The 20,923-nt window shown below is 60.2% G+C and carries 18 protein-coding genes and 1 pseudogene; 8 read left to right on the top strand and 11 right to left on the bottom strand.

Features of this window, described 5'->3' with window-relative positions:
* Positions 1-288: pseudogene (locus GA0061102_RS12525) on the bottom strand (IS701 family transposase); the annotation flags it as partial.
* 403 nt (positions 289-691) lie between these two features.
* Between GA0061102_RS12525 and GA0061102_RS12520 the strand changes: the two are divergent.
* The gene (locus GA0061102_RS12520) at positions 692-1,483 is read left to right on the top strand and encodes an HpcH/HpaI aldolase family protein (protein WP_092847436.1); all 792 of its coding nucleotides are present in this window, start codon (positions 692-694) and stop codon (positions 1,481-1,483) included.
* Between the two features lie 155 nt (positions 1,484-1,638).
* Here the strand turns inward: GA0061102_RS12520 and GA0061102_RS33140 are convergent, their stop codons facing one another.
* Positions 1,639-1,785 carry a hypothetical protein gene (locus GA0061102_RS33140; protein WP_167667966.1) on the bottom strand — a complete coding sequence of 49 codons (147 nt, stop codon included), beginning with the start codon at positions 1,783-1,785 and terminating at the stop codon, positions 1,639-1,641.
* Positions 1,786-2,029: 244 nt separating this feature from the next.
* On the opposite strand from GA0061102_RS33140, the gene GA0061102_RS32935 reads away from it, so the two are divergent.
* Positions 2,030-2,206: a hypothetical protein gene (locus GA0061102_RS32935; RefSeq protein ID WP_159432159.1), complete on the top strand. Its 177-nt coding sequence runs from the start codon at positions 2,030-2,032 to the stop codon at positions 2,204-2,206.
* 45 nt (positions 2,207-2,251) lie between these two features.
* Here the strand turns inward: GA0061102_RS32935 and GA0061102_RS12510 are convergent, their stop codons facing one another.
* The 5 genes from GA0061102_RS12510 to GA0061102_RS12490 form a co-directional block, all read right to left on the bottom strand.
* The gene (locus tag GA0061102_RS12510) at positions 2,252-3,313 is read right to left on the bottom strand and encodes a class I SAM-dependent methyltransferase (RefSeq protein WP_092847431.1); all 1,062 of its coding nucleotides are present in this window, start codon (positions 3,311-3,313) and stop codon (positions 2,252-2,254) included.
* 183 nt (positions 3,314-3,496) lie between these two features.
* Positions 3,497-4,048: a glutathione peroxidase gene (locus tag GA0061102_RS12505; protein ID WP_092847429.1), complete on the bottom strand. Its 552-nt coding sequence runs from the start codon at positions 4,046-4,048 to the stop codon at positions 3,497-3,499.
* A 162-nt stretch (positions 4,049-4,210) separates the two neighbouring features.
* Positions 4,211-5,998, bottom strand: a complete 1,788-nt coding sequence (locus GA0061102_RS12500; protein ID WP_092847427.1) for a gamma-glutamyltransferase family protein — start codon at positions 5,996-5,998, stop codon at positions 4,211-4,213.
* 198 nt (positions 5,999-6,196) lie between these two features.
* Positions 6,197-7,639, bottom strand: a complete 1,443-nt coding sequence (locus tag GA0061102_RS12495) for a M81 family metallopeptidase (protein WP_092847424.1) — start codon at positions 7,637-7,639, stop codon at positions 6,197-6,199.
* 7 nt (positions 7,640-7,646) lie between these two features.
* Positions 7,647-8,678: an ROK family protein gene (locus GA0061102_RS12490; RefSeq protein ID WP_245297991.1), complete on the bottom strand. Its 1,032-nt coding sequence runs from the start codon at positions 8,676-8,678 to the stop codon at positions 7,647-7,649.
* Positions 8,679-9,181: 503 nt separating this feature from the next.
* Between GA0061102_RS12490 and GA0061102_RS12485 the strand changes: the two genes are divergently transcribed.
* Positions 9,182-10,678 carry an MDR family MFS transporter gene (locus tag GA0061102_RS12485; protein WP_092847414.1) on the top strand — a complete coding sequence of 499 codons (1,497 nt, stop codon included), beginning with the start codon at positions 9,182-9,184 and terminating at the stop codon, positions 10,676-10,678.
* A gap of 60 nt (positions 10,679-10,738) precedes the next feature.
* Here the strand turns inward: GA0061102_RS12485 and GA0061102_RS12480 are convergent, their stop codons facing one another.
* On the bottom strand, positions 10,739-11,524 hold the full coding sequence (locus tag GA0061102_RS12480) for a FadR/GntR family transcriptional regulator (RefSeq protein ID WP_092847412.1): 786 nt from the start codon (positions 11,522-11,524) through the stop codon (positions 10,739-10,741).
* 424 nt (positions 11,525-11,948) lie between these two features.
* Between GA0061102_RS12480 and GA0061102_RS12475 the strand changes: the two genes are divergently transcribed.
* Positions 11,949-13,403: a DHA2 family efflux MFS transporter permease subunit gene (locus GA0061102_RS12475; RefSeq protein WP_092847464.1), complete on the top strand. Its 1,455-nt coding sequence runs from the start codon at positions 11,949-11,951 to the stop codon at positions 13,401-13,403.
* Positions 13,404-13,424: 21 nt separating this feature from the next.
* On the opposite strand, the gene GA0061102_RS32930 is transcribed toward GA0061102_RS12475, so the two are convergent.
* Entirely contained in the window at positions 13,425-13,565 is a 141-nt protein-coding gene (locus tag GA0061102_RS32930; protein ID WP_159432158.1) for a hypothetical protein, read from the bottom strand.
* Between the two features lie 257 nt (positions 13,566-13,822).
* Here GA0061102_RS32930 and GA0061102_RS12470 point away from each other — a divergent pair, with 257 nt between their 5' ends.
* Complete coding sequence (locus tag GA0061102_RS12470; RefSeq protein WP_092847410.1) at positions 13,823-14,869, top strand: NAD(P)-dependent alcohol dehydrogenase; 1,047 nt, start codon at positions 13,823-13,825, stop codon at positions 14,867-14,869.
* Between the two features lie 170 nt (positions 14,870-15,039).
* A complete protein-coding gene (locus GA0061102_RS12465; RefSeq protein ID WP_092847408.1) occupies positions 15,040-16,782 on the top strand; it encodes a cation:proton antiporter domain-containing protein in 1,743 nt (580 codons plus the stop codon).
* A gap of 71 nt (positions 16,783-16,853) precedes the next feature.
* Here the strand turns inward: GA0061102_RS12465 and GA0061102_RS12460 are convergent, their stop codons facing one another.
* Positions 16,854-17,765 (bottom strand): acetamidase/formamidase family protein, encoded by a 912-nt coding sequence (locus tag GA0061102_RS12460; protein WP_092847406.1) that lies wholly within the window; start codon positions 17,763-17,765, stop codon positions 16,854-16,856.
* A gap of 388 nt (positions 17,766-18,153) precedes the next feature.
* Here GA0061102_RS12460 and GA0061102_RS12455 point away from each other — a divergent pair, with 388 nt between their 5' ends.
* A complete protein-coding gene (locus GA0061102_RS12455) occupies positions 18,154-19,158 on the top strand; it encodes an alpha/beta hydrolase (RefSeq protein ID WP_425348530.1) in 1,005 nt (334 codons plus the stop codon).
* A gap of 351 nt (positions 19,159-19,509) precedes the next feature.
* Entirely contained in the window at positions 19,510-20,343 is an 834-nt protein-coding gene (locus GA0061102_RS12450) for an alpha/beta fold hydrolase (protein ID WP_092847462.1), read from the top strand.
* Between the two features lie 83 nt (positions 20,344-20,426).
* On the opposite strand, the gene GA0061102_RS33135 is transcribed toward GA0061102_RS12450, so the two are convergent.
* Positions 20,427-20,600: a hypothetical protein gene (locus GA0061102_RS33135; protein WP_086005378.1), complete on the bottom strand. Its 174-nt coding sequence runs from the start codon at positions 20,598-20,600 to the stop codon at positions 20,427-20,429.
* Between the last annotated feature and the right edge of the window lie 323 nt (positions 20,601-20,923).

Raw genomic sequence — 20,923 nt, 5'->3', positions numbered from 1 at the left:
GGCGTAGTCGCGCACGATATCGCGCAAGGCATCCGCGTCCCAATGACCACGCCCTAAAATAGCCTGTTGCCGCCAAGGGCCGGGATCGCCGACTGCCTCCGCCCGCATCCAACCCGTCTTGCGTCGCTCTTCTCCCAGCAAACCGTCCAGAAATTGGCTCGCTGAATTCGCCACCCGCTCCTGTGTGAACAGCGGCCGCATTCGCGCTTTCACATCTCGTAACGAAGACGCCCAAAGCTCCAGCGTCGTCTCTATCGATGCTCCTGTCATCCATGACCTCCGAATCATGGAGACATATAGATTCAGGCTATGCATAAAAATGCAACTGTAATGCTAAGCGTGATCCCGTCGCGAAACGCCGCCCGCGGCGGCCTGCTGGTGTGTTGTCAGGGCTGCGTGATCGCTTCGGCTCCTCTCGTGTCGCCGCCGCGTTGATGGCGCGGTTGACTGTCTAAACTCGGAAGATATCCGACATATTTGTCATGTTCCTCTGGCAGATTCCCAATCGACTACGGGCTGCCCAAACGAGCTTGTCGAAGTCTCGCTTTCCCGGTTTGTGTATGTTGGTTGTTCACTTTCGAGTGATTCGACAATGAGAATTGAGTATTGTCGCTTGCAACGGCTCGCCGTGATTTGACGGTTGAGGCTGCCTTTGAAGATAGAGCCTGTTGTTGATAGGTGAGGAAAGACGATGACGACTGACATGAACGGTTTTGCCGGACGCCTGAAACGCCGCGAGAATGGCGGCATGATCTCCGGCTGGGTCGGCATACCCGACGCGATGCTCGTCAATCATCTGGCGCAGGAAGATTTCGATACGGTCGTGTTGGATATGCAGCATGGCATGTGGGACATGACATCGGCCGCCAACGGCATTGCCTATGTGCGCCTGGCCGGCAAGCCGGCGATTGCCCGTATTCCGGTCGGCGATTTCGCCGCCGCCTCGCGGCTTCTCGATGCCGGCGCTTCCGCCATCATCGCGCCGATGATCAATTCTGCCGATGATGCACGCGCCTTGGTGAAGGCAACCAAGTATCCGCCGCTCGGCGAGCGCAGCTGGGGGCCGTCGCTTGCTCTCAATCACTTCGGCCTCTCCGCCGAAGATTATCTGCAGACCGCCAACAGCCTGACCGTCACCATTGCAATGGTGGAAACTCGAACCGCTCTGGATGCGATCGACGAGATCCTTGCGGTTGACGGTATCGACGGCATCTTCGTCGGCCCCTCGGATCTTTCCATCGCGCTTTCGAATGGCGCCCGGCTTGCACCGGACAGCGCCGCGATCGATCAGGCGCTTGCAACCGCGCTCGCACGTTGCCGCGCCCACGGCAAGGTGATCTGTGCCTTCGGCGGCAATGGCGCCCGCGCCGGAGAATATCTGAAGCTCGGTCTCGACCTGGTCATCGCCGGCACGGAAACTGCGCAGCTACGAGCGGGAGCGCGAACGGCCATTCAGGCTGCGCGCAAGATCGCTCAATCATAATCGGTTGGTTTGGCGAAGAGGCATGTCCGGAAGAGTCTCCGGGCATGCCAATGCGGTCCTGCGATGTTGATCAGCACTTTCGGATCGGCGTTATCAATAGAATACAGATCCGAAGCCTTCTGCGAGCGAGATTATGTGATGGATGCTAAGCCTCATCAGTTTACGAGCTTTACGTAGCAGGGATTATAGGACTCTCCGCCGCAATCGCCGCGAGCTTTCGCTGGCGTGATTGTATTCTGCGTTGCGATCAGCACGAGCGCGACGGCAATGACGGTCAATACGGTCTTGGTATACTTGTCCATGAGTTTCCCCCGGTGATGGAACGATTAACGATCTGCACCTTAAAATTGCTTTTCTGAATGCTGCCTGAATATCGATGCTTAAGGTTGTACCCTGATGTCGCGCGACGGGTATTGGATCGGCAGTCCAAACATACATCTATCCCTCCGGCCTTGACCGCAGCCCGTGCTTGCATCGTCGTCTGGCTGCGGGCATTCTCAGGCCGACATGGTGGAGCGGAATGAATTCTCGTCAAGCCTGCCGGCGATGTTCACCATCGTCGAGCCCATGGGCTCGGACAATCTGATCTGGGGCCAGGTCGGCAGCGAAACGCTGTCGGTGCGCATCGACGCCGACGAGGACGTCGCGCTCGACAGCGAGCAGCCGGTTTATTTCCAGCCGGCGCTCGCGTCGCTGTTCGGCGAAGACGGGCAGCGTCTGTAAAGCATCATCTGTGCCGGGCGTTCGACGAAACGCGCGGCACAATTTTCATACCTTGACTTCAAAGATCATGTTGAACGGCGTTTCGGTCGCCTTGCGGAAATGCGAATAGCCGGCATCCATGGCAACCTTGCGCAGTTTCAACTCGCCGGCTTGAGCGCCCAAGCCCAGCCCGACTTCCTGCGACAGCGAGGCCGGTGTGCAGATCATCGTCGAAGCGCCGTAGTAGACGCGGCCGACCGGGTTGAGATTGTCCTTCAGGCAATCATGCGCAAAAGGCTCGACGATCATCCAGGTGCCGTCGTCGGCGAGGCTCTCCTTGACATGTTTGCCGGCACCGACCGGATCACCCATATCGTGCAGGCAATCGAACATCGCCACGAGATCGTAGCCGGCGGCCGGGAAATCCTTGGCAGTCGCCTGTTCGAACGTAATGCGGGTGTCGACGCCGGCTTCCTTCGCCGCAGCTTTCGCTCGTTCGATGGAGGGGAGATGATAGTCGAAGCCGAAGAAGGTCGAGTTCGGATAGGCCTGCGCCATCAGGATAGTCGAGGCACCGTGCCCGCAGCCGACATCGGCAACGGCGGCGCCGGCTTGAAGCTTTTCATGCATACCGTTCAGTGCGGGTATCCATTCCGTGACGAGATGGCTGTTGTAGCCCGTCCGGAAAAAACGCTCCGTGCCGCGGAACAGGCAGGCGCTGTGCTCATGCCAGCCAAGGCCGGTGCCGGTCTTAAAGGCGTTGGCGACCTTCGGCTCGTCGATCCACATGGATTGAACGACATCGAAGGCACCTGCGAAGAAGGCGGGGCTGTTTTCCTCCGCAAACACCATGGCCTGTTCCGGCGTCAGATAGAAGCGCTCGGTCTCGTCGTCATAGGTGACATAATCGGCCGCGGCCTGCGCCGACAGCCATTCGCGTACATAGCGTTCTTTCACTCCGATCTTGTCGGCCAATTCCGCCGACGTCATCGGCGTTCCGTCAGCCATGGCCTTGAAGAGGCCTAGATGGTCTCCGAGTGTTACCAGCACACCCGAGACCGCTGCACCGAGATCGCCAACAAGGCGTCCGACTAGATTATCGAGTTTCTGCATATCAGGTTCGCGCATAACATCCTCCCATCAGATTGATGCAGCGTTCCGTCCGGACATATTCGGATACGGAAACTTACTCCCCGGTGGAAGGGCAGGCAACTACGCCATCCGGCTGAGCGTGCTTCGCCCGGCCTTGCGAGAGGCGCAACTCATTGATGTCATCCGCTATTTTGGAAATTCACAAGGTGCCGAGGTGCCTCAGTCAGCGCGAGCGAGCTCTCTTTCCAGAGCGGAGAGCAGGCGCGGATCGTCTGCCGTCACGTCAGGCGCGAAGCGAGCGGCAACCTTGCCATTGCGGCCGATCAGGAATTTCTCGAAATTCCAGACGATGCCGCCGTCCTGTCCGGTTTCGAGGCCATGTTTTGCCAGGCGTTCGCGCATCGGACCGTCGCCGGTCGTCTCGACGCCGGAGCCGATCAGGCTGTTGTAGAGCGGATGACGCTCTTCGCCCGTGACCGCGATCTTGGAAAACATCGGGAACTGGACGTCATAGGTGAGCGTGCAGAAGCTCAGAATATCTTCGTTCGTGCCGGGTTCCTGCCCCTTGAAGTCATTGGCGGGGAAACCGGCGATGACGAGACCCGCGTCGCGATTGGTCTCATAGAGCTTTTCCAATCCTTCGTACTGCACCGTCAGCCCGCATTTGGAGGCGACGTTGACGACCATGATGACCTTGCCGCGGTAGTCGGCAAGCGTCGTATCGCTGCCGTCGATCCTCTTTACCGGAATATCGAGCACGCTGTCGGTCATTAGGTTCACTCCAGATAAGATGAAAACACGCCATGGATATTTGCCTGGATTTGACGGACGTCAAGGCCATAAACGGGCTTGGGTGGCGTCTTCAGTTCGTTAACGCCCGGATTGCACCTTATGCCGCAGCGCGAGCGCAACGGCCGGCCACGCCGTCGCCGCTTATCTCCCGACGGCATAGGCCTGCATCAGGCGTGGCGTTGCCGCGGCACGCAGGAGGCCGTCGGCATCGCGCCTTGCTGCGGTCAGCCGGCCGACGGTCCATTCCGGTGCGACGGTCAGCTTATGACCCTTCCTGCGGAGCGTATCGAGCACTGCGGCGTTGAAATTCGCTTCCGCGGTCAGGCCGCCCGGCTCGCGCGTGCGCGGATAGAAGGAGCTTGGGAAATGCGTGCTGTGGAACAGCGGCTTGTCGATCGCTTCCTGCAGGTTCAAGCCATGATGGACATAGCGCAGGAAGAAGGACAGCTGCCATTGCTCCTGCTGATCGCCGCCGGGCGTGCCGAAGGCAAGCGTCGGACGCCCCTCATACGACGCTATCGTCGGGGTGAGCGTCGTGCGCGGCCGCTTGCCCGGAGCAAGCGAAGAGGGCAGGCCGGGCTGCAGCCAGAACATCTGGGCGCGTGAATTCAGGCAGAAGCCGAGGCCGGGAACAATGGGAGAGGATTGCAGCCAGCCGCCGGAAGGCGTCACCGACACCATATTGCCTTCGCGATCGATGACGTCGATATGCACGGTGTCGCCGCGCTTCTCGGTCAGATGCGACATCGTCGGCTCGTAGACCGCGCCGCTCTTGGCTTCCGGCACCTCGAGCATCCTCATGGTGAGATCGTATTGATCCTCGAAGCCAGCCAGCTTGCCGGGGCTAAGGGCAAGCGAAGCTTCCGGTGTGATCAACTTGCGGCGTTCGTCGGCATAGGCATCCGACAGCAGGGTCTCGAGCGGTACGGCGGTGAAATTCGGATCGCCGTAATAGACTTCCCGATCGGCAAAGGCGAGCTTCATGGCCTCGGTAACGGTGTGGACGAAATCGGCGCCGGCAGGCTCCATGCCGGCAATGTCGAAGCCCTTGAGCAGCGCCAGTGCCTGCAGGAAGACAGGCCCCTGGCCCCAGGGGCCTGTCTTGGCGACGGTCCAGCCATGATAATCATAGGTTTGCGGCGCCTCGATCGTGGCACGCCAGTTGGCCATGTCATCGGCCGTCAGCACGCCCTTGTGGCGCTCGCCGCTCGCATCCATGACCTCGGCCTTGCTGAGATAGCCGTCGATCGCTTCCGCCACGAAGCCGCGATAATAGGCATCGCGAGCAGCCTCGATCTGCGCGTCCCGGTCGCTCTTGCCTTCCGCCTCGGCGACGACGCGCTTCCAGGTCTCGGCGAGAACCGGATTCTTGAAATTGGACCAGGGTTCCGGTGCGGCTCCGCCGGGAAGCCAGGTCTCGTAGGAAGTCGGCCATTCCTTGCGATAGAAATCGGCAAGCCCTGCGATGGTGGCGCAGACGCGCGGCAGTACGGGATGGCCTTGCTCCGCGTAGTGGATCGCCGGTTCGAGAACGTCGCGCACGGTCAGCCTGCCATAATTGCGCAGCATCAGCATCCAGCCGTCGAAGGCGCCGGGAATGACAGTGGCAAGCAGGCCGTCACCGGGAATGAGCTTCAGCCCTTCGCGTGTATAATGCTCGATCGTTGCGCACGCCGGCGCCGACCCCTGAGCGCAGATGACCTCGACCTTGTCATTTTTCTTCGGGTAGAGGATGGCCGGCATATCGCCGCCTGGACCACAAAGATGCGGCTCGACGATCTGCAGCACGAAACCGGTCGCGACCGCGGCGTCGAAGGCGTTGCCGCCTTTTTCGAGAATGCTCATGCCGATGGCTGACGCGATCCAGTGCGTCGAGGTGACGACGCCGAAGGTGCCGAGGATTTCTGGGCGTGTGGTGAAGGCGGTCATCGGGGGCATCCTTTCGGTTTGTGCACGCTTCGCGCGGGTCAGGCGCACCGTGCCGAACAGAACTTCGCCGCAAAGTTCCTTTTGCGCAATTCCGGCGATGCAGAATGCTTGTGCGCAACGTGGTCAGGCGGTCGCGAAATAGAGCGCCTGACCATCGTCCGAAAAGATCTATGCTCGGTCGCTGAACGCTCCGAGACGTCAGCGACCGACCGTGCGCGCCGAAAGCGCAGTCTCCGGCGTAAAATCGAAATCCTTGTCGAAGGGATAAGTCGGCTTGACCTTGCGCAGCCGCGGCAGGCGTTCGACGAACTGATCGACGACGCCGGGCGACAGCGCCATCAGGTTCGGATTGGCGATCGGCGCCAGCTCCGGCGAGAGATAGCCGGACTTGACGACGATGATCTTCGCCTTGTGCGGATCGAGGCCGAGGCGAGTAAAGTCGACGATATTGTGATAGGGGCGGCGCTTGGCCGACAATACGAGATCGATGCCGCCGATGGAAACGACAGCCTGGGCGTCGCTTGCCTCCGTGGTATCGAGCAGGAACTTGACGGTAAAGCTGCCCTTCACCGGCTGGCTTCCCTTCGTGTCGAGTGAAGCGCCGACGGAGAGATCGAGGGTAGCGCCGATGCCGGCCGCATAGCAGGCTTCCGTCGCCGCCTTATCGGCAATGCCGGCGAAGATGACGCCCTTGGCATCCTTGGTGATCAGTTCGGCAAGTACGTCCGCGCGGTCGCCGACGCCGCCGCCGGTTGGGTTGTCACCGGATTCAGCCAGAACCACAGGCGCAGTCGCGCTGGCGATTGCCTGGGCGACGCAATCCTCGATCGAGCCGGTTTCGCAACCGAAAACAAAGTCCTTGCGCACATCCCAATAGGCCCGCGCCAGGCGTTTCGCTTCACGCTCCAGAACCGCTCGATCCGTGCCCGTCATGATGGCGGCGGCCGTAGTGCGCGGCTCGTCCGCCCACACATAGCCGACCATCAGCGATGCATCCCAGACACCGTCGATAGCGTCGATCCCGGGCAGCATGTCGTAAAGGCTCTTGGCCGGTTCATCGACGGTGCTGGTGCGCTCGCCCGGCAGCACCACGGGGATCGGTGCCCAGAGCAGGATCGGCTTCACGCCGGTTTTCAGGCTTTCCGTCAGCATCCTGACGGCGCGACGCATGGTCTCTTCGACGTCGATATGTGGCGCAGTGCGGTAGGTGGAGTACATGTCGAGCGCATCGATAATGCGCTGCGTGACGTTGCCATGGAGATCATAGCTTGCCGAGACCATGCAGTCGTCGCCGACGAGGGCGCGCGCAGCACTGATCCAATCGCCTTCCGCATCTTCCATGCCCTCGACATACATGGCGCCGTGCATGGCGAGATAGAGCCCGTCGAGCGGCAGCAACGGCTTCAGGCGCTCCAGGAATTCCGCCTTGAAGGTCTCGTATGTGTGGCGGGCGACTGGGCCGCCGGCGATGGCCCTGGCGTGAATGGTCGGCAGGAATTCGCCATCGTAATCTTTGAGGAAAGCGAAATAGGGCGCATCGGCGAGCTCTTCGCCACGAAGGACGCGGAAATCCTTCTCCTCGTTCAGGACGGGATTATAGGTGCTGCATTCGATATGAATGCCTCCGACGGCAATGCGCATGGGAACCTCAATTCGGTGTGGGACCAATCAGAAAATTATGGGCGGCGATGCTCGCGGCCCCCCGTGCCCAGAGGTCGCCATCGACGCGCTGCGTGCGGATCGGCGTCTGGCCGGCATAGCGCGGCAACACATTCGCCTCGACGGACTGCCGCATGACGGTGCCGAAAAGGCCGTCAAAACGGCCTTCGACGTGGGTAATCAGGATCATGCCGGGATCGTTGAACTGGATCAGATGAGCGATTGCCAGGCCAAGCGCATTGCCAGCCCGATGCAGGACGCGGATCGCGGCCGCGTTTCCGAGCGACGCTTCGGTTTCGAGATCGTTCATGGAATGGCAGGAGAGGCCTTCCGCCTTTGCCATTTCCTTGATCGCCTTCAGCGAGGCCACGGTGTCGAGGCAGCCGCGCTTGCCGCAGCGGCAGGGCGAGCCGCCGGGCTCTATGGTGCAATGAGCAATCTCGCCGGCGCCGCCGTGATTGCCGCGATAAAGCTTGCCGCCGATGAAATGGGCGCAGCCGATGCCGTCATCAAAGGAGACGACGCTGAAGTTCCGGATATCGCGGGCGTTGCCGAACAGCTTCTCGCTGACGGCGACCGCTTTGGCATCGTTTTCGATAAAAGTATCGATGCCGCTTTTTTGGCGGATGATGTTTGCCAGCGGCACGTCCTGCCATCCAAGCAGAGTGGACTGGACGCAGCTCGCCTGCCTTTCATCGACGAAGCCGGAAAGAGCAACGCCAAGCCCGTAGAGTTTTTGCGCAGCGTCCTTACGCTCCGCAAGCAGTTTCGGCAGCGCCTCGGAGATCAGATCGGCAATCACCTCCGGATCGCGTGACAGCGGCATGGTCCGGCGCGCGACGATATTGCCGTTGAAGTCGCTGAGCACCATCGGCGCCGGGTCTTCGAGCAAGGATATGCCGACGAAGAAGGCGCCTTCCGGATGCAGATCCAGCAGGATTGACGGGCGGCCCTGGCCATGAACCGTCTGCGTCTCGTGCAATACGCCAAGGGAAATCAGATCGCGGGCAATTCCGCTCATGGCCGCTTTGCTCAAGCCCATGGAAGTCGCCAAAACCGTGCGGCTCGATGGGCCGGATTGGCCGATGACCCGCAAAAGCTGTTGCTGGGAAGAGGTTAGCAATTCGACGTTCCGTCTGGATTTCAGGTGGTTTTTTCGACACTAAGTTCAGTAATTGAACAAATCAATGGAAATAAATTTTCTATCCGCCTAATTGTAGGCCGTTGCATCGAAGAGTTGCCGGATAGCTTCCTTTGAGAAGGGAAGCGTGAAGCCGCGTTTCCCGGAGCTGTCTCAATTGGCGGGATCGATTTCCCGACCCGGTCTCCATGGCGGGCGGTCGCGTTTAAACAGTTGACATTCACCACCATCAATATGCAATGCTTGTGGTAACGATTCAGCAGGCAAAAGCCCCTCCCGTCGCCTCGTCCCCTGACGTCGATTCCAAAATCAAGCGCTCGATCATGGCCGTCCGACGGCCTGCGCGTGTTCGGTGCGGGGCGTAGCAGTCAGAAAGGAATGCCATGTCCAGCACGGTCGGCCGCTCGAGACGCCCGTTGGTCATCGTCTCGATCATGCTCGCGACTTTCATGGTCGCCGTCGAAGCCACCATCGTCGCAACCGCCATGCCGCGTATCGTCGGCCAGCTCGGCGGCTTTACCTATTATAGCTGGGTGTTTTCCGCGTTTCTTCTGGCGCAGTCCACAACCACGGTCATCTACGGCAAGCTCTCCGACATTTTCGGGCGCAAGCCCATATTGATCTGCGGCATCCTCATTTTTCTGGTGGGGTCGACACTTGCGGGCTTTGCCTGGTCGATGGCTTCGCTAATCGTCTTCAGGTTGCTGCAGGGTCTTGGCGCCGGCGCAATCCAGCCCGTGACGATGACTGTCGTCGGCGATCTCTACAAGCTGGAAGAGAGGGCCAAGGTGCAGGGCGCGCTTGCCAGCGTCTGGGCGGTCTCAGCCGTTATCGGCCCGCTCGCAGGTGGCATCATCGTCGACAATCTCTCCTGGGCCTGGATTTTCTGGATCAACCTGCCTGTCGGCGCGCTCTCCATCGCCGGTTTCATGATCTTTCTGCACGAGTCCGTCACGCCGCGCGAGGCGAAGATCGATTATCTCGGCACGATCCTGTTTTCGATATCGATCGTATCGCTGCTTGTCATCCTGACCGAGACCGATGCGGGCTTTGCGGTTCTCTGTCCGCTTGCGATCGTCTTCATCGTCACTGGTATTTTGTTCCTGTGGCAGGAGCGGCGGGCACCGGAGCCGATTATCTCCATCGCACTTTGGAGCCGCAGGCTGATCGCGACCAGCAATGCCGCCACCCTGCTTGCCGGCATGGCCCTCATCGGCCTGACCACGGTTCTGCCAATCTATGTCCAGGGCGTGCTTGGCCGTTCGCCGCTCGAGGCCGGCTTCACCCTGACGATGCTGATTGTCGGCTGGCCCCTGGCCGTGATGTTGTCGAGCAGGTTCTTCCGCACCTTCGGCATCCGCAGGACATTGCGTGTCGGCAGCTTCATGTTTCCATTCGGCGCGCTCTTTCTCTTGTTCCTGACGCCGGAGAGCAGCCCGGTGATTGCGGGTATCGGTTCGTTCCTGATGGGCTTCGGCATGGGGCTCATCAGCCTCACCAGCGTCGTGCTCGTTCAGGAAAGCGTCGAGTGGTCGATGCGCGGTAGCGCCACGGCATCCATCATATTCTCACGCAGTCTCGGCAACACCCTCGGCGCGACCGCGCTCGGTGCGATCATGAACGTCGGTATTGCGCATTACGGCAGCGGCGAACTGGCAAACCGGCTTCACGATATCCTCAATCAGCCGACGGGCCTTTCCGACCTCGTTGCCGATCCGGCGATCAGAAATGTTTTCGACGCAGCGCTGCATTGGAGCTTCTGGGGTGTCGTCGTCGTGGCCGTCACGACCTTCGCAACCATCTGGCTCATTCCGGTTGCCGATGACGCCGGTCGCCGGTCGTCCGTCAAAACGGACGCGCAAGACGCGATGACGCATTGATGCGACGATGCCGGCCCGGTCGTCTCTTCCGGTGCCGGCATTTGTTTCGCGCCAATGCGATCAGAAGTCGCGATAGTTGACCAGCCAGGAGTCCAGCAGGCGCCGCGAGGCCAGAAGCGCGGCATCAGCGTCACGCCCAGCGATCGCATCGAGAATGGCCTTGTGATAGGGCAGGGCGCTCTTCTGGCCTTCCGCGACGTCTTCATGGCCTGACAGCGTCCGGTTGGCGTAGATTCCGACGGCGATCAGGTCGATCAGCTGCGAATAGATCATATTGTGCGTGGCGGCGAAAATGGCCGTATGAAAGCGCAGATCGGCATCGGCATTGGTGTTGATATCACCGATACTTGAAACCATATCCTCGTAGGCGGAGCGAATGGCGGCAATATCTTCATCTGTACAGCGTGCGGCGGCGCGCGCCGTCGCTTCTGGCTCGAGCGCCAACCGCAGGTCCTTGATGGAGCGCATGATTTCCACCGAGGGGCCAGTCTCGTAGTACCACACCATGACATCCGTATCGAGGTGATGCCAGTTGGAGCGTTCCTTGACGCGCGTGCCGACGCGGGTTTTGATCTCTACCAGCCCCTTGCCGGCAAGGCATTTCATCGCTTCGCGGATAACGGTGCGGCTGATGCCAAATTGCTCGACCAGATCCGGCTCGTTCGGCAATGTCGTGCCGACCGGGTAGCGCCCGCCGACAATGCGGCGACCGAGTTCATGGACGAAATAGCCGAAGACGCCGCGACGAGGGGTCGTGCCGTATTTTCGCACAAAAGCATCGAATGGTGACTGCGTTATGATCAGTTTCGACTCCGGAGCAGACACTGCGTCAAGGCCATGTTTCATTATGTGGGGCTCTCATTCCTGTTGATGCGCATCGCGAGACCAATCATCAATCCATGCCGGCTCGGGAGGCTTCATGCTGGTGTCTCGGCTTCATTGAGGCTGTTCCATAGGGTTGTTGTATCAATGCTGCCGTTCTTCGTGCGGCATGTTTCGACGGAAAACCCTAACATGTCTTCCGCACGACTGCCTACTGGCACAGACTGACTGGCCTGTTCATTGATGTGATCCGCAGATGCGTCGCGTTTCGGCCCGTTCGCATCGTGAAAGGTGATTGCATGACGATCAAATTGCGCACCATCTCCCTATCGAAACGTGATCGGTCAAATGATCGGATCGGGCGATTTCGGCCTATCGGAAACGTTGCAGAACCGTTTAAATGCGGAAAAATGCGAGGCGGATTCGGAGTAGTAGGCGGATGAATGACATGTCCACGCGTGGGCAAAAGGAGGAAACACGGGCAGCAGGCTCGCGGTCGCTTATGATTGCTCTGCTCGTGGCCGGCGCTTTCTTCATGGAAAATCTGGATGGAACGGTCATCGCGACGGCCCTGCCGCAGATGGCCATTTCCTTCGGTGCCCGCCCCGTCGATCTCAATATCGGTATGAGCGCCTATCTCCTGACCCTCGGTGTCTTTATTCCCATCAGCGGCTGGATCAGCGATCGCTTCGGCGCGCGGCTGGTGTTCACCACCGCAGTCGTCATCTTCACGCTTGCCTCGGTTCTCTGCGGTTTTGCCAATGGCGTCGCCTCCTTCGTCGCCATGCGCATCCTGCAGGGTATCGGCGGGGCGATGATGGTGCCGGTCGGCCGCCTGGTCGTTTTGAACAACACGCCCAAGGACAAGCTGATCTCGGCGATCGCGACGATTACCTGGCCGGCTCTGGTGGCGCCGATCCTCGGGCCACCGCTTGGCGGCTTCATCACCGATCATGCGAGCTGGCGCTGGATCTTCTTCCTCAATCTGCCCCTCGGTGTCCTGGCGTTCGTCTTCGCGCTCACGCTCATTCCGAAAACCAAGAACACGGCGCGCCCACCCTTCGATTGGGTCGGCTTCGCCGTCAGCGGCATCGGTCTGGCAAGCCTGATGTATGGGTTGGAGCTGATCGGGCGCCCTGATCCCGCATGGCTGGAAGCTTCGTCCTATGTGATCGTCGGTCTCGTCCTGCTTGCCGTCGCCGTCTTTCATTTTCTCCGGACAGAGCACCCCCTCATTGATCTCTCCGGGCTCCGGCTTCCAAGCTTCGCGATCACCATCTCCGGTGGGTCGCTGTTCCGCATCGCCATCGGGGCCGTGCCCTTCCTGCTGCCGTTGATGTTTCAAGTCGGCTTCGGACTTAGCGCCTTTCACGCGGGGATGCTGACCCTGGCGGTCTTTGCCGGCAATCTGGCGATGAAGCCGGCGACGACGCCGATCTTGCGGCGCTTCGGCTTCAAGCCGGTGCTGATCGTCAACGGCATTTTGAATGCCGTCTTCATCGCCGCTTGCGCCTTGTTCTCGCCGGATACGCCGCTCTGGTTCATCATACCGGTGCTGTTCATCGGCGGCATGTGCCGGTCGATGCATTTCACGGCCTTGAATACGATCGCCTTTGCCGACATTCCGCCGCAGCAGATGACAGGCGCCAATACCCTGTTCAGCACGATCTTTCAGCTGACCATGGGCATGGGCATTGCCGTCGGCGCCATTGGCATCCGTATCGGCCAGGCGATCAGCGGGCCGCTTGGCGCAGCCGGCATCGTCGCCATCGAGTTTCGTCTCGCCTTCATTCTGCTTGGAATTATCGCGCTTCTCGCCGTGCTGGATTGCCTGCCGCTCGATCGCAAGGCTGGCGACAATGTTTCGCGCAAGCCGAAAGCTAGCGCGAGGAAGGCGGCGTGACGCCGTTGCTTACTAAGATGCTCAATAGGGGTACTGGATAAGATTGTAGTGCAGCAATAGTGCGGGTATCGCCATCAGGATAATCAGAAGCATTGCAAAGCTTGCCGTGCGCACCATTTTCATCCGGCGAACACGCTGACCTGTCCAATCGTATACTGCCATAGTGAGCCCCTCCTCTCGTCGATTATTAGAAAGACAAGAAATGGAACGCCAGTCAATATTGGCAATAGGTCCGTTAAATAATGAGCTTTCCCTAAAATTCATGGATGCGAGGTTGGTGCATTGCGCCGTTTGAATGCGATTTAGCCTGCTGCTGCGCAAAGATCGTTTCGCGGCATCCATTCGGACGGGTATAACGGACAGGAAATTCGGCTCTGCGGCAGCGGGGTCGGTGACGGCTTTGAAAGAGGAAAAACGTGATGAGCAAGGTGCGTGCCCTGGTGTTGGAGCGTCAGCATGAGCTGGCGATCCGAGATATCGAACTGCCGCAGGAGGCCGGGCGGGGAGAAGTCAAGATCAAGATCCATACCGTCGGTGTCTGCGGATCTGACGTTCACTATTACACGCACGGCAAGATCGGCCCGTTCATCGTCAACGAGCCGATGGTGCTCGGCCATGAAGCCGCTGGCACCGTGGTCGAAGTCGGCGCCGGAGTGACGCATCTGAAGGTCGGTGATCGCGTTTGCATGGAGCCGGGCGTTCCCGATGCCAATTCCAAGGCGAGCCGCCTCGGCATGTACAATGTCGATCCCGCCGTCACCTTCTGGGCGACGCCGCCGATTCATGGCGTGCTGACGCCCTTTGTCGTTCATCCGGCCAATTACACTTTCAAGCTGCCCGACAATGTCAGCTTTGCGGAGGGCGCGATGGTCGAGCCCTTCGCTGTCGGCATGCAGGCGGCGACCAAGGCGCGCATTACGCCCGGCGATACGGCCGTGGTGCTTGGGGCCGGTCCGATCGGTATCATGGTGGCGGTTGCAGCACTTGCCGGCGGTTGCGCGCGGGCGATCGTTGCCGATCTTGCCCAACCGAAGCTCGATATCGCTGCCCAGTACCAGGGTGTCATCCCCGTCAATATTCGCGAAAAGAACCTGATCGAAGAGGTCAACCGCCTGACGGACGGCTGGGGTGCCGATGTCATCTTCGAATGCTCTGGTTCGCCCAAGGCTTGGGATACCGTGATGGAGCTGCCGCGTCCGGGTGGTGTCATCGTCGCCGTCGGTCTGCCGGTCAATCCGGTCGGCTTCGACGTTTCCACCGCCTCGACCAAGGAAATCCGCATCGAGACGGTCTTCCGCTATGCGCATCAGTATGAGCGCTCCATCGCGCTGATCGCTTCCGGCCGCGTCGATCTCAAGCCGCTGATCTCGGAGACCTTCGCCTTCGAACAATCCATCGAGGCCTTCGACCGCGCCGTCGAGGCCCGGCCGAGCGACGTAAAGTTGCAGATCGTTCTCGACCAGTAAGCGTCGACTGTCACATCGCCTTGTCTTCAGCCTGATATCGGGCCGTGTATCGGCAAGGCGATGTTTCCTCTCAGTTTCATATCACCGGTAGACGGCCCGGCAGAAGCGATGCTAGGTAGCCTGAAACAAAGAGGAACAGGCTTTAACGCCGTGAAACGGGAAGGACCGCCGTGCCGCACGACGTTGCATTGATCGCATTGATTGCCGCCGGCTTCGTATTCGCGGCTGTTTTCGGCTATGTGGCCGACAGGCTACGTCTGCCGCCGCTGGTCGGCTATTTGGTTGCCGGCGTTATCATCGGTTCATCCACGCCCGGCTTCGTCGCTGACATCTCGCTGGCGTCGCAATTGGCCGAGATCGGCGTCATCCTCCTGATGTTCGGCGTCGGTCTGCATTTCTCCGCCGCCGACCTTTTGGCGGTGCGCGGCGTCGCCATTCCCGGCGCCATCGGCCAGATCATGATCGCCACGGTCCTGGGTATCGGTTTGACCTCGCTCTGGGGATGGAGCATCGGCGCAGGCGTGGTCTTCGGGTTGAGCCTCGCCGTTGCCAGTACGGTCGTGCTCCTGAAGGCGCTGGAGGAGCGCAATCTGGTGAGTTCGACGAATGGCCGTGTGGCTGTGGGTTGGCTCATCGTCGAGGATCTGGCCATGGTGCTCGCTCTCGTCCTGCTGCCGGCCTTCGCCGGTGTCATGGGCGGCCATGCGGAGGCAGGCGATCATGCGGCTTCGGGTTCGATCTGGCTGACGATCGGCATGACGCTCGTCAAGGTCGTGGCTTTCGCCGCCGTCGCGATCTTCCTCGGCCCGCGCATTGTGCCCTGGCTGTTGACGTCGGTGGCGCGCACCGGCTCGCGCGAGCTGTTTACGCTGTCGGTTCTGGCGATCGCGCTCGGCATTGCCTTTGGCGCCGCGGAAATATTCGGGGTTTCCTTCGCGCTCGGCGCCTTCTTTGCCGGCCTCGTAATGAGTGAATCCCATCTCAGCCACAGGGCAGCAGCCGACTCCCTGCCATTGCAGAATGCCTTTTCGGTGCTGTTCTTCGTTTCGGTCGGCATGCTTTTCGATCCATCGGTCCTGATCCGCGAACCGCTGATGATCATCGGCGTGCTGGCGCTGATCATGCTGGGCAAGTCGATGATTGCTTTCGGCGTCGTGCTGTTGCTGCGCTATCCCGCCAGCATGGGCTTTGCAGTGGCAGCCGGCCTGGCGCAGATCGGTGAATTCTCCTTCATCCTGGCCGGGCTCGGCGTTTCGCTGGGTCTATTGTCCCGTGAAGGGCAGGATCTCATTCTCGCAGGCGCGATCCTGTCGATCACGCTCAATCCGCTGGCTTTCTTTGCCATCGAAAAACTAGAGAAATGGACGTTCTCCCGGTGGCCGTCGCTGGCGAACAAATACGGCATGGCAAAGCAGGATGGCCTTCGCCGCGAACTGGCCGTCATCAACAAGCAGCGCGAGGAGCGCGATCGCCAGCATAATCTCGAGATCGAGCAGCTGATCGAAACATTCCCGATGTTTGCCGAGTTGGACGATAATGCGCATGAAGAGCTTCTTCTGCTCTTCCGGCCGCGATCGGCCTCGCCGGGCGACCGTGTCATCCGCACCGGCGATCGTGGCGACAGCATGTTCTTCATCGCCTCCGGTGCCGTCGAAGTACAGCTTGAGGATGACGAAATCCCGCTCGGCGCGGGTTCCTTTTTCGGCGAAATGGCGCTGCTGACCGGCGCGCGCCGCACCGCCGATGTCGTTGCTGTCGATTTCTGTCAACTCTTCGTGCTGGAGCGCCGCGACTTCAACCTGTTCATGTCGCGGCATCCGCAGCTGCGCGCTGCCGTCAGCCACATGGCGCGGGAGCGGCAGGAGAGCAACGTGTCGCGCCAGCGGCGCGACCAGTCGCTCGATGCCGGCTGATATCCGGCTGGCGCATGAGAGGCTTCACGCATTCCGGACGGAAAACCGCTGCGCACTTTTCCTGAAAGTGCTTACCGGCGCGTCAGCCAGGATTTCGAAACGCGGCAGGCCATGGTGTAAGCCGGGTCGAAGACATTGCCGACATCGTAGCGAACGACCTGACCGAGCAGATGGCTGGCGGCCGTCTTGTCCAGCCCGTAGTCCGAGCCGAGCCAGCGCAGCATTTCGCTGGTGGCGTGTTGCAAGGCCTGGTCGAGCGGGCGGGCATTGCCGATGGTGAAAATATCGTCCGCCGTTTCGCCGCGCGGCCAGATGATCGTCTTTTTCTTTTCCACGCTGAGCCGCACCGTCACCTCGAAGGTGGTTTCGATCCCCGTGCCGACGATCTCTCCATCTCCCTGCACGGCATGGCAATCGCCGAGGAAGAAGAGCGCGCCGGGTGCCGCCACCGGAAACCAGATGGTCGTGCCTTGTCCGAGCAGCCGATAGTCCATGTTGCCGCCGAATTCGCCGCTTGTCGCGGTCGATATGGCCTGGCCGAGCGAAGGCGCGACCCCGAAGCAGCCGATCATCGGTGCGAGCGGCAGCGTGAAGGCCTCAAGGCCGGCGACCGGTTCGGCAAGCCTCGTCGTCAGGGCTTCGCGATCGATCTGCCAGATGACCTTCTCGCTCGCGGGCAGCGCGCGCACATCCTGAGGATCGACAACATTGCTTGCGACGACGCTGCGGGTGAAACCCGTATCGCGCGTCGGTACCATGCTCAGGATTTCGACCTTGAGGGAATCGCCCGGTTCCGCGCCTTCGACGAAGATCGGACCATTCATCGGATTGGGGCCTGAGATGCGGTGAACGCCATGCTTGTCGTAACCGGCGGCATCCAGCGTTTCGGTAATCACGGTATCGCCGTCGGCCACATGCAGGGCCGGCGGCAGCGAACCGATGACATTGTAATAGAGAGTGGGGGTGAAACGGTGCGTCGCCATGTTGCGGAACCTTGTTAACAATTTCGTTCGGCCAGACCCTATGACAGCTTTGCCGTGTCGGGAAAGGCCGTGTTCGCGTCTATTTGCAGAACATTGGATCGAAGTCTGGAGGACCGTAGCAAGCCTTGATCCGGATGCAAGTCTGGTATGGGCATGAAATGCCAGATGCGTGGCTTCGAGCAGCCGCATCAAATCATACTGGCTGGTCTCTTCTTTGGCGGCATACTGGGCAGTCCGGCAGATGGAAATCAAGTTCATATCGCCTGCAATACTTGACACAAGTCGCATTTCTGCGACCGTGGCATCACGACATCGTGTGCGGCCTTGCGGGAAAAAGGCTATTTGTATGAATGAGTTCCGGTCATTTCGTTTCATCTTTCGTTTTGCCATGGCAATCGGTGTCCTGATAGCTGCCGGCCTCTCGACGGAGCTGACGACATCAAGGGCGCAGGCGTCCGATGTCGAGCAGCAGACGAAGGCATCGAGCGAGCAGGTCGAGAAGCTGATCGGCGCCATTCGTCAGAATGGCGCTATGTCCGACAAGGATCTGGTGCAGCGGCGCGCTGACTTCGAAAAGCTGATGGCATCGACGCCGGATCCGACACGCGTGCAGATTCGTCATGTCGATGCCAATGGGATCGACGCCAATCTGGTATGGCCGGCCCGGTTGCATCACCCTATCGGCCGACGGGCAATTCTCTATCTGCATGGCGGCGGCTTCTATAGCGGTTCGCTCAGAACGCACCGCAACATCGCCGCCTTGCTTGCCAAGGCTGCATCGGCCGATGTGCTGCTGATCGACTATCGCCTCGCACCCGACTACGGCTTTCCGGCACAGATCAACGATGCCATGGCCGCCTACCGCTGGCTTTTGTCTTCCGGATACAAGGCCGGAAACATCGTGATTGCCGGCGAGTCGGTCGGAGCGACCCTGGCTATCGAGGTCGTCCTGAACCAGATCCGTTTTAACGGGGCGCTTCCCGCTGCCGTCATTGCCATGAGTCCGGTGACCGATTTTGCCGGAACCGGAGAGTCGCTGGCCGCCAACGCTGCCCAGGATCCATTCATGGGCAAGGCCGAGTTGGCAGTCATTCATGATGCCGTTGCGCGCGGCCACTCAGCCGTCGATCCCGATCTGTCGCCGCTCTATGCCAGTTTTGCCCGCTTTCCGCCGCTGCTGATCCAGGTTGGATCACGCGAGACGCTGCTCGACGACAGCAGGCGGCTGGCGGACAAGGTGCAGCAGGCAGGCGGGAATGTCAGCCTGGAAGTCTGGCCCGGCATGATCCACCAATGGCAGATTTTTCCCTTCTGGCTCGACGATGCCAGGAAGGCGGGGGGAAGAGCCGCCGAGTTCGCGAGTTCACATTTTGCCGACAAGCCCGGGCCATAGGCCCGGGCGGCGGCAACGCGGCCATCGAAATTGGGTAAGGAATGGAGCCGGCAGGCGTGGATTGTCCGCCGTCCGCCGCAGCATCGTCCCGGCTCGAGTTTTATTTATCGCGATAAATGATAGCGGAACAAGTTTCTGATGGACAGCGCGACGGAACTCGTTTATGCATTTAAATATCGCGATAATAGATCGCGTGATAAATTCATGGAGATTGAAATGAGCCAGTCGATCCATCAAGCTACTCGCCGGGGTGTCATGGCAGCCGGGCTGGGCCTCGTCGCCGCAGCCGCCACGCCGTTCGCTCAACCTGCACAAGCCTCCAAAAAGCAATCTTCGAAAGGTAAGGACACAATGAGCAGCAGCACGATCACCACCAAGGATGGAACTCAGATCTTCTACAAGGATTGGGGAACGGGCCAGCCGATCGTCTTCCATCACGGATGGCCTTTGAGCTCCGATGACTGGGACGCCCAGATGATATTCTTCCTCAATCAGGGATATCGCGTCATCGCCCATGATCGCCGCGGCCACGGCCGTTCTAGCCAGACGGCAACCGGCAACGAGATGGATACCTATGCAGCCGACGTTGCCGCGCTTGCCGAGCACCTGGACCTGAAAGGCGCTATTCATGTCGGCCATTCGACCGGCGGCGGCGAAGTTGCCCGCTATGTGGCTCAGTATGGCGGTCATGGGCGCGTTTCGAAGGCTGTGCTGATTGGCGCCGTGCCGCCGATCATGGTCAAGTCCGACAAGAATCCCGGCGGCCTGCCGCTTGAAGTCTTCGACGGCTTCCGCGCTGCACTTGCCGCCAACCGCGCGCAATTCTTCCGTGATATCCCCGCAGGCCCGTTCTATGGCTTCAACCGCCCGGGCGCTGCCGTTTCGCAGGGCGTGATCGACAATTGGTGGCGTCAGGGCATGATGGGTGGAACCAAGGCGCATTACGATTGCATCAAGGCCTTCTCCGAGACGGATTTCACCGAAGACCTGAAGAAGATCGAAGTGCCGACGCTCGTCATGCATGGCGATGACGATCAGATCGTGCCGATCGCAGACTCGGCGCTTCTCTCCGTCAAATTGCTGAAGAACGGCACGCTGAAAGTCTACAAGGGCTTGCCGCACGGCATGGCGACGACCCATGCAGACGTCATCAATGCGGACTTGCTCGCCTTCATCAAGGCCTGATGTGATCGCAGGGCAGGGGCAGGGCGTCCGCCGAAAGGCGGGCGCTTCACAGCCTGCCGGGTGCTGTTACCACCCTGGCCGGTTCAGCTGTCGAGTTTCAAAGAGAGCTGAACGGCGCGCGGCAATGGCGGTAGCGGCCGGCTGATTTCGACACGGCGCGTCCAGTTGGCGCGCCGTTCCTGTTCGCGCTCCCGAAGGGCCTTCGAGACAGCGACAAAGGTCATGGCACGTTCGATGACTTGTTCGGCTTTCGTCATGGATGCCTCCATTTGTTCACTTTATGTTCTCATGAGAACTTCATGGAGTCAAGCCGGTGCGCGGCAGGCTCCCTCGCATCTGCAGCTTGGCGGCATCGGGCAGCTCGTTGGCCTTGATCTGTGAAATATCGCGAGCGTGGAAGCGCCGGCGCATTGGCCTGACCTGCATCATCGACCGGACCCGCCGCGAATGTGGGCATGCTTCCAATCGGATGTCGGCGATCGACTAACTTGTGGCTCCGCGGCTCTCCGTTTCCACAGCGACTTCATCATGGAGGATGGCTTGTGCAGACAGGTTTGCGGCAATCGCAGTCCGTGCACGT

It is taken from the genome of Martinezella miluonensis, assembly GCF_900094545.1.
In the GTDB taxonomy this organism is placed as follows: domain Bacteria; phylum Pseudomonadota; class Alphaproteobacteria; order Rhizobiales; family Rhizobiaceae; genus Rhizobium; species Rhizobium miluonense.
The sequence above is the reverse complement of the archived record's forward strand: the minus strand, read 5'-3'. Positions and strand labels throughout refer to the sequence as shown.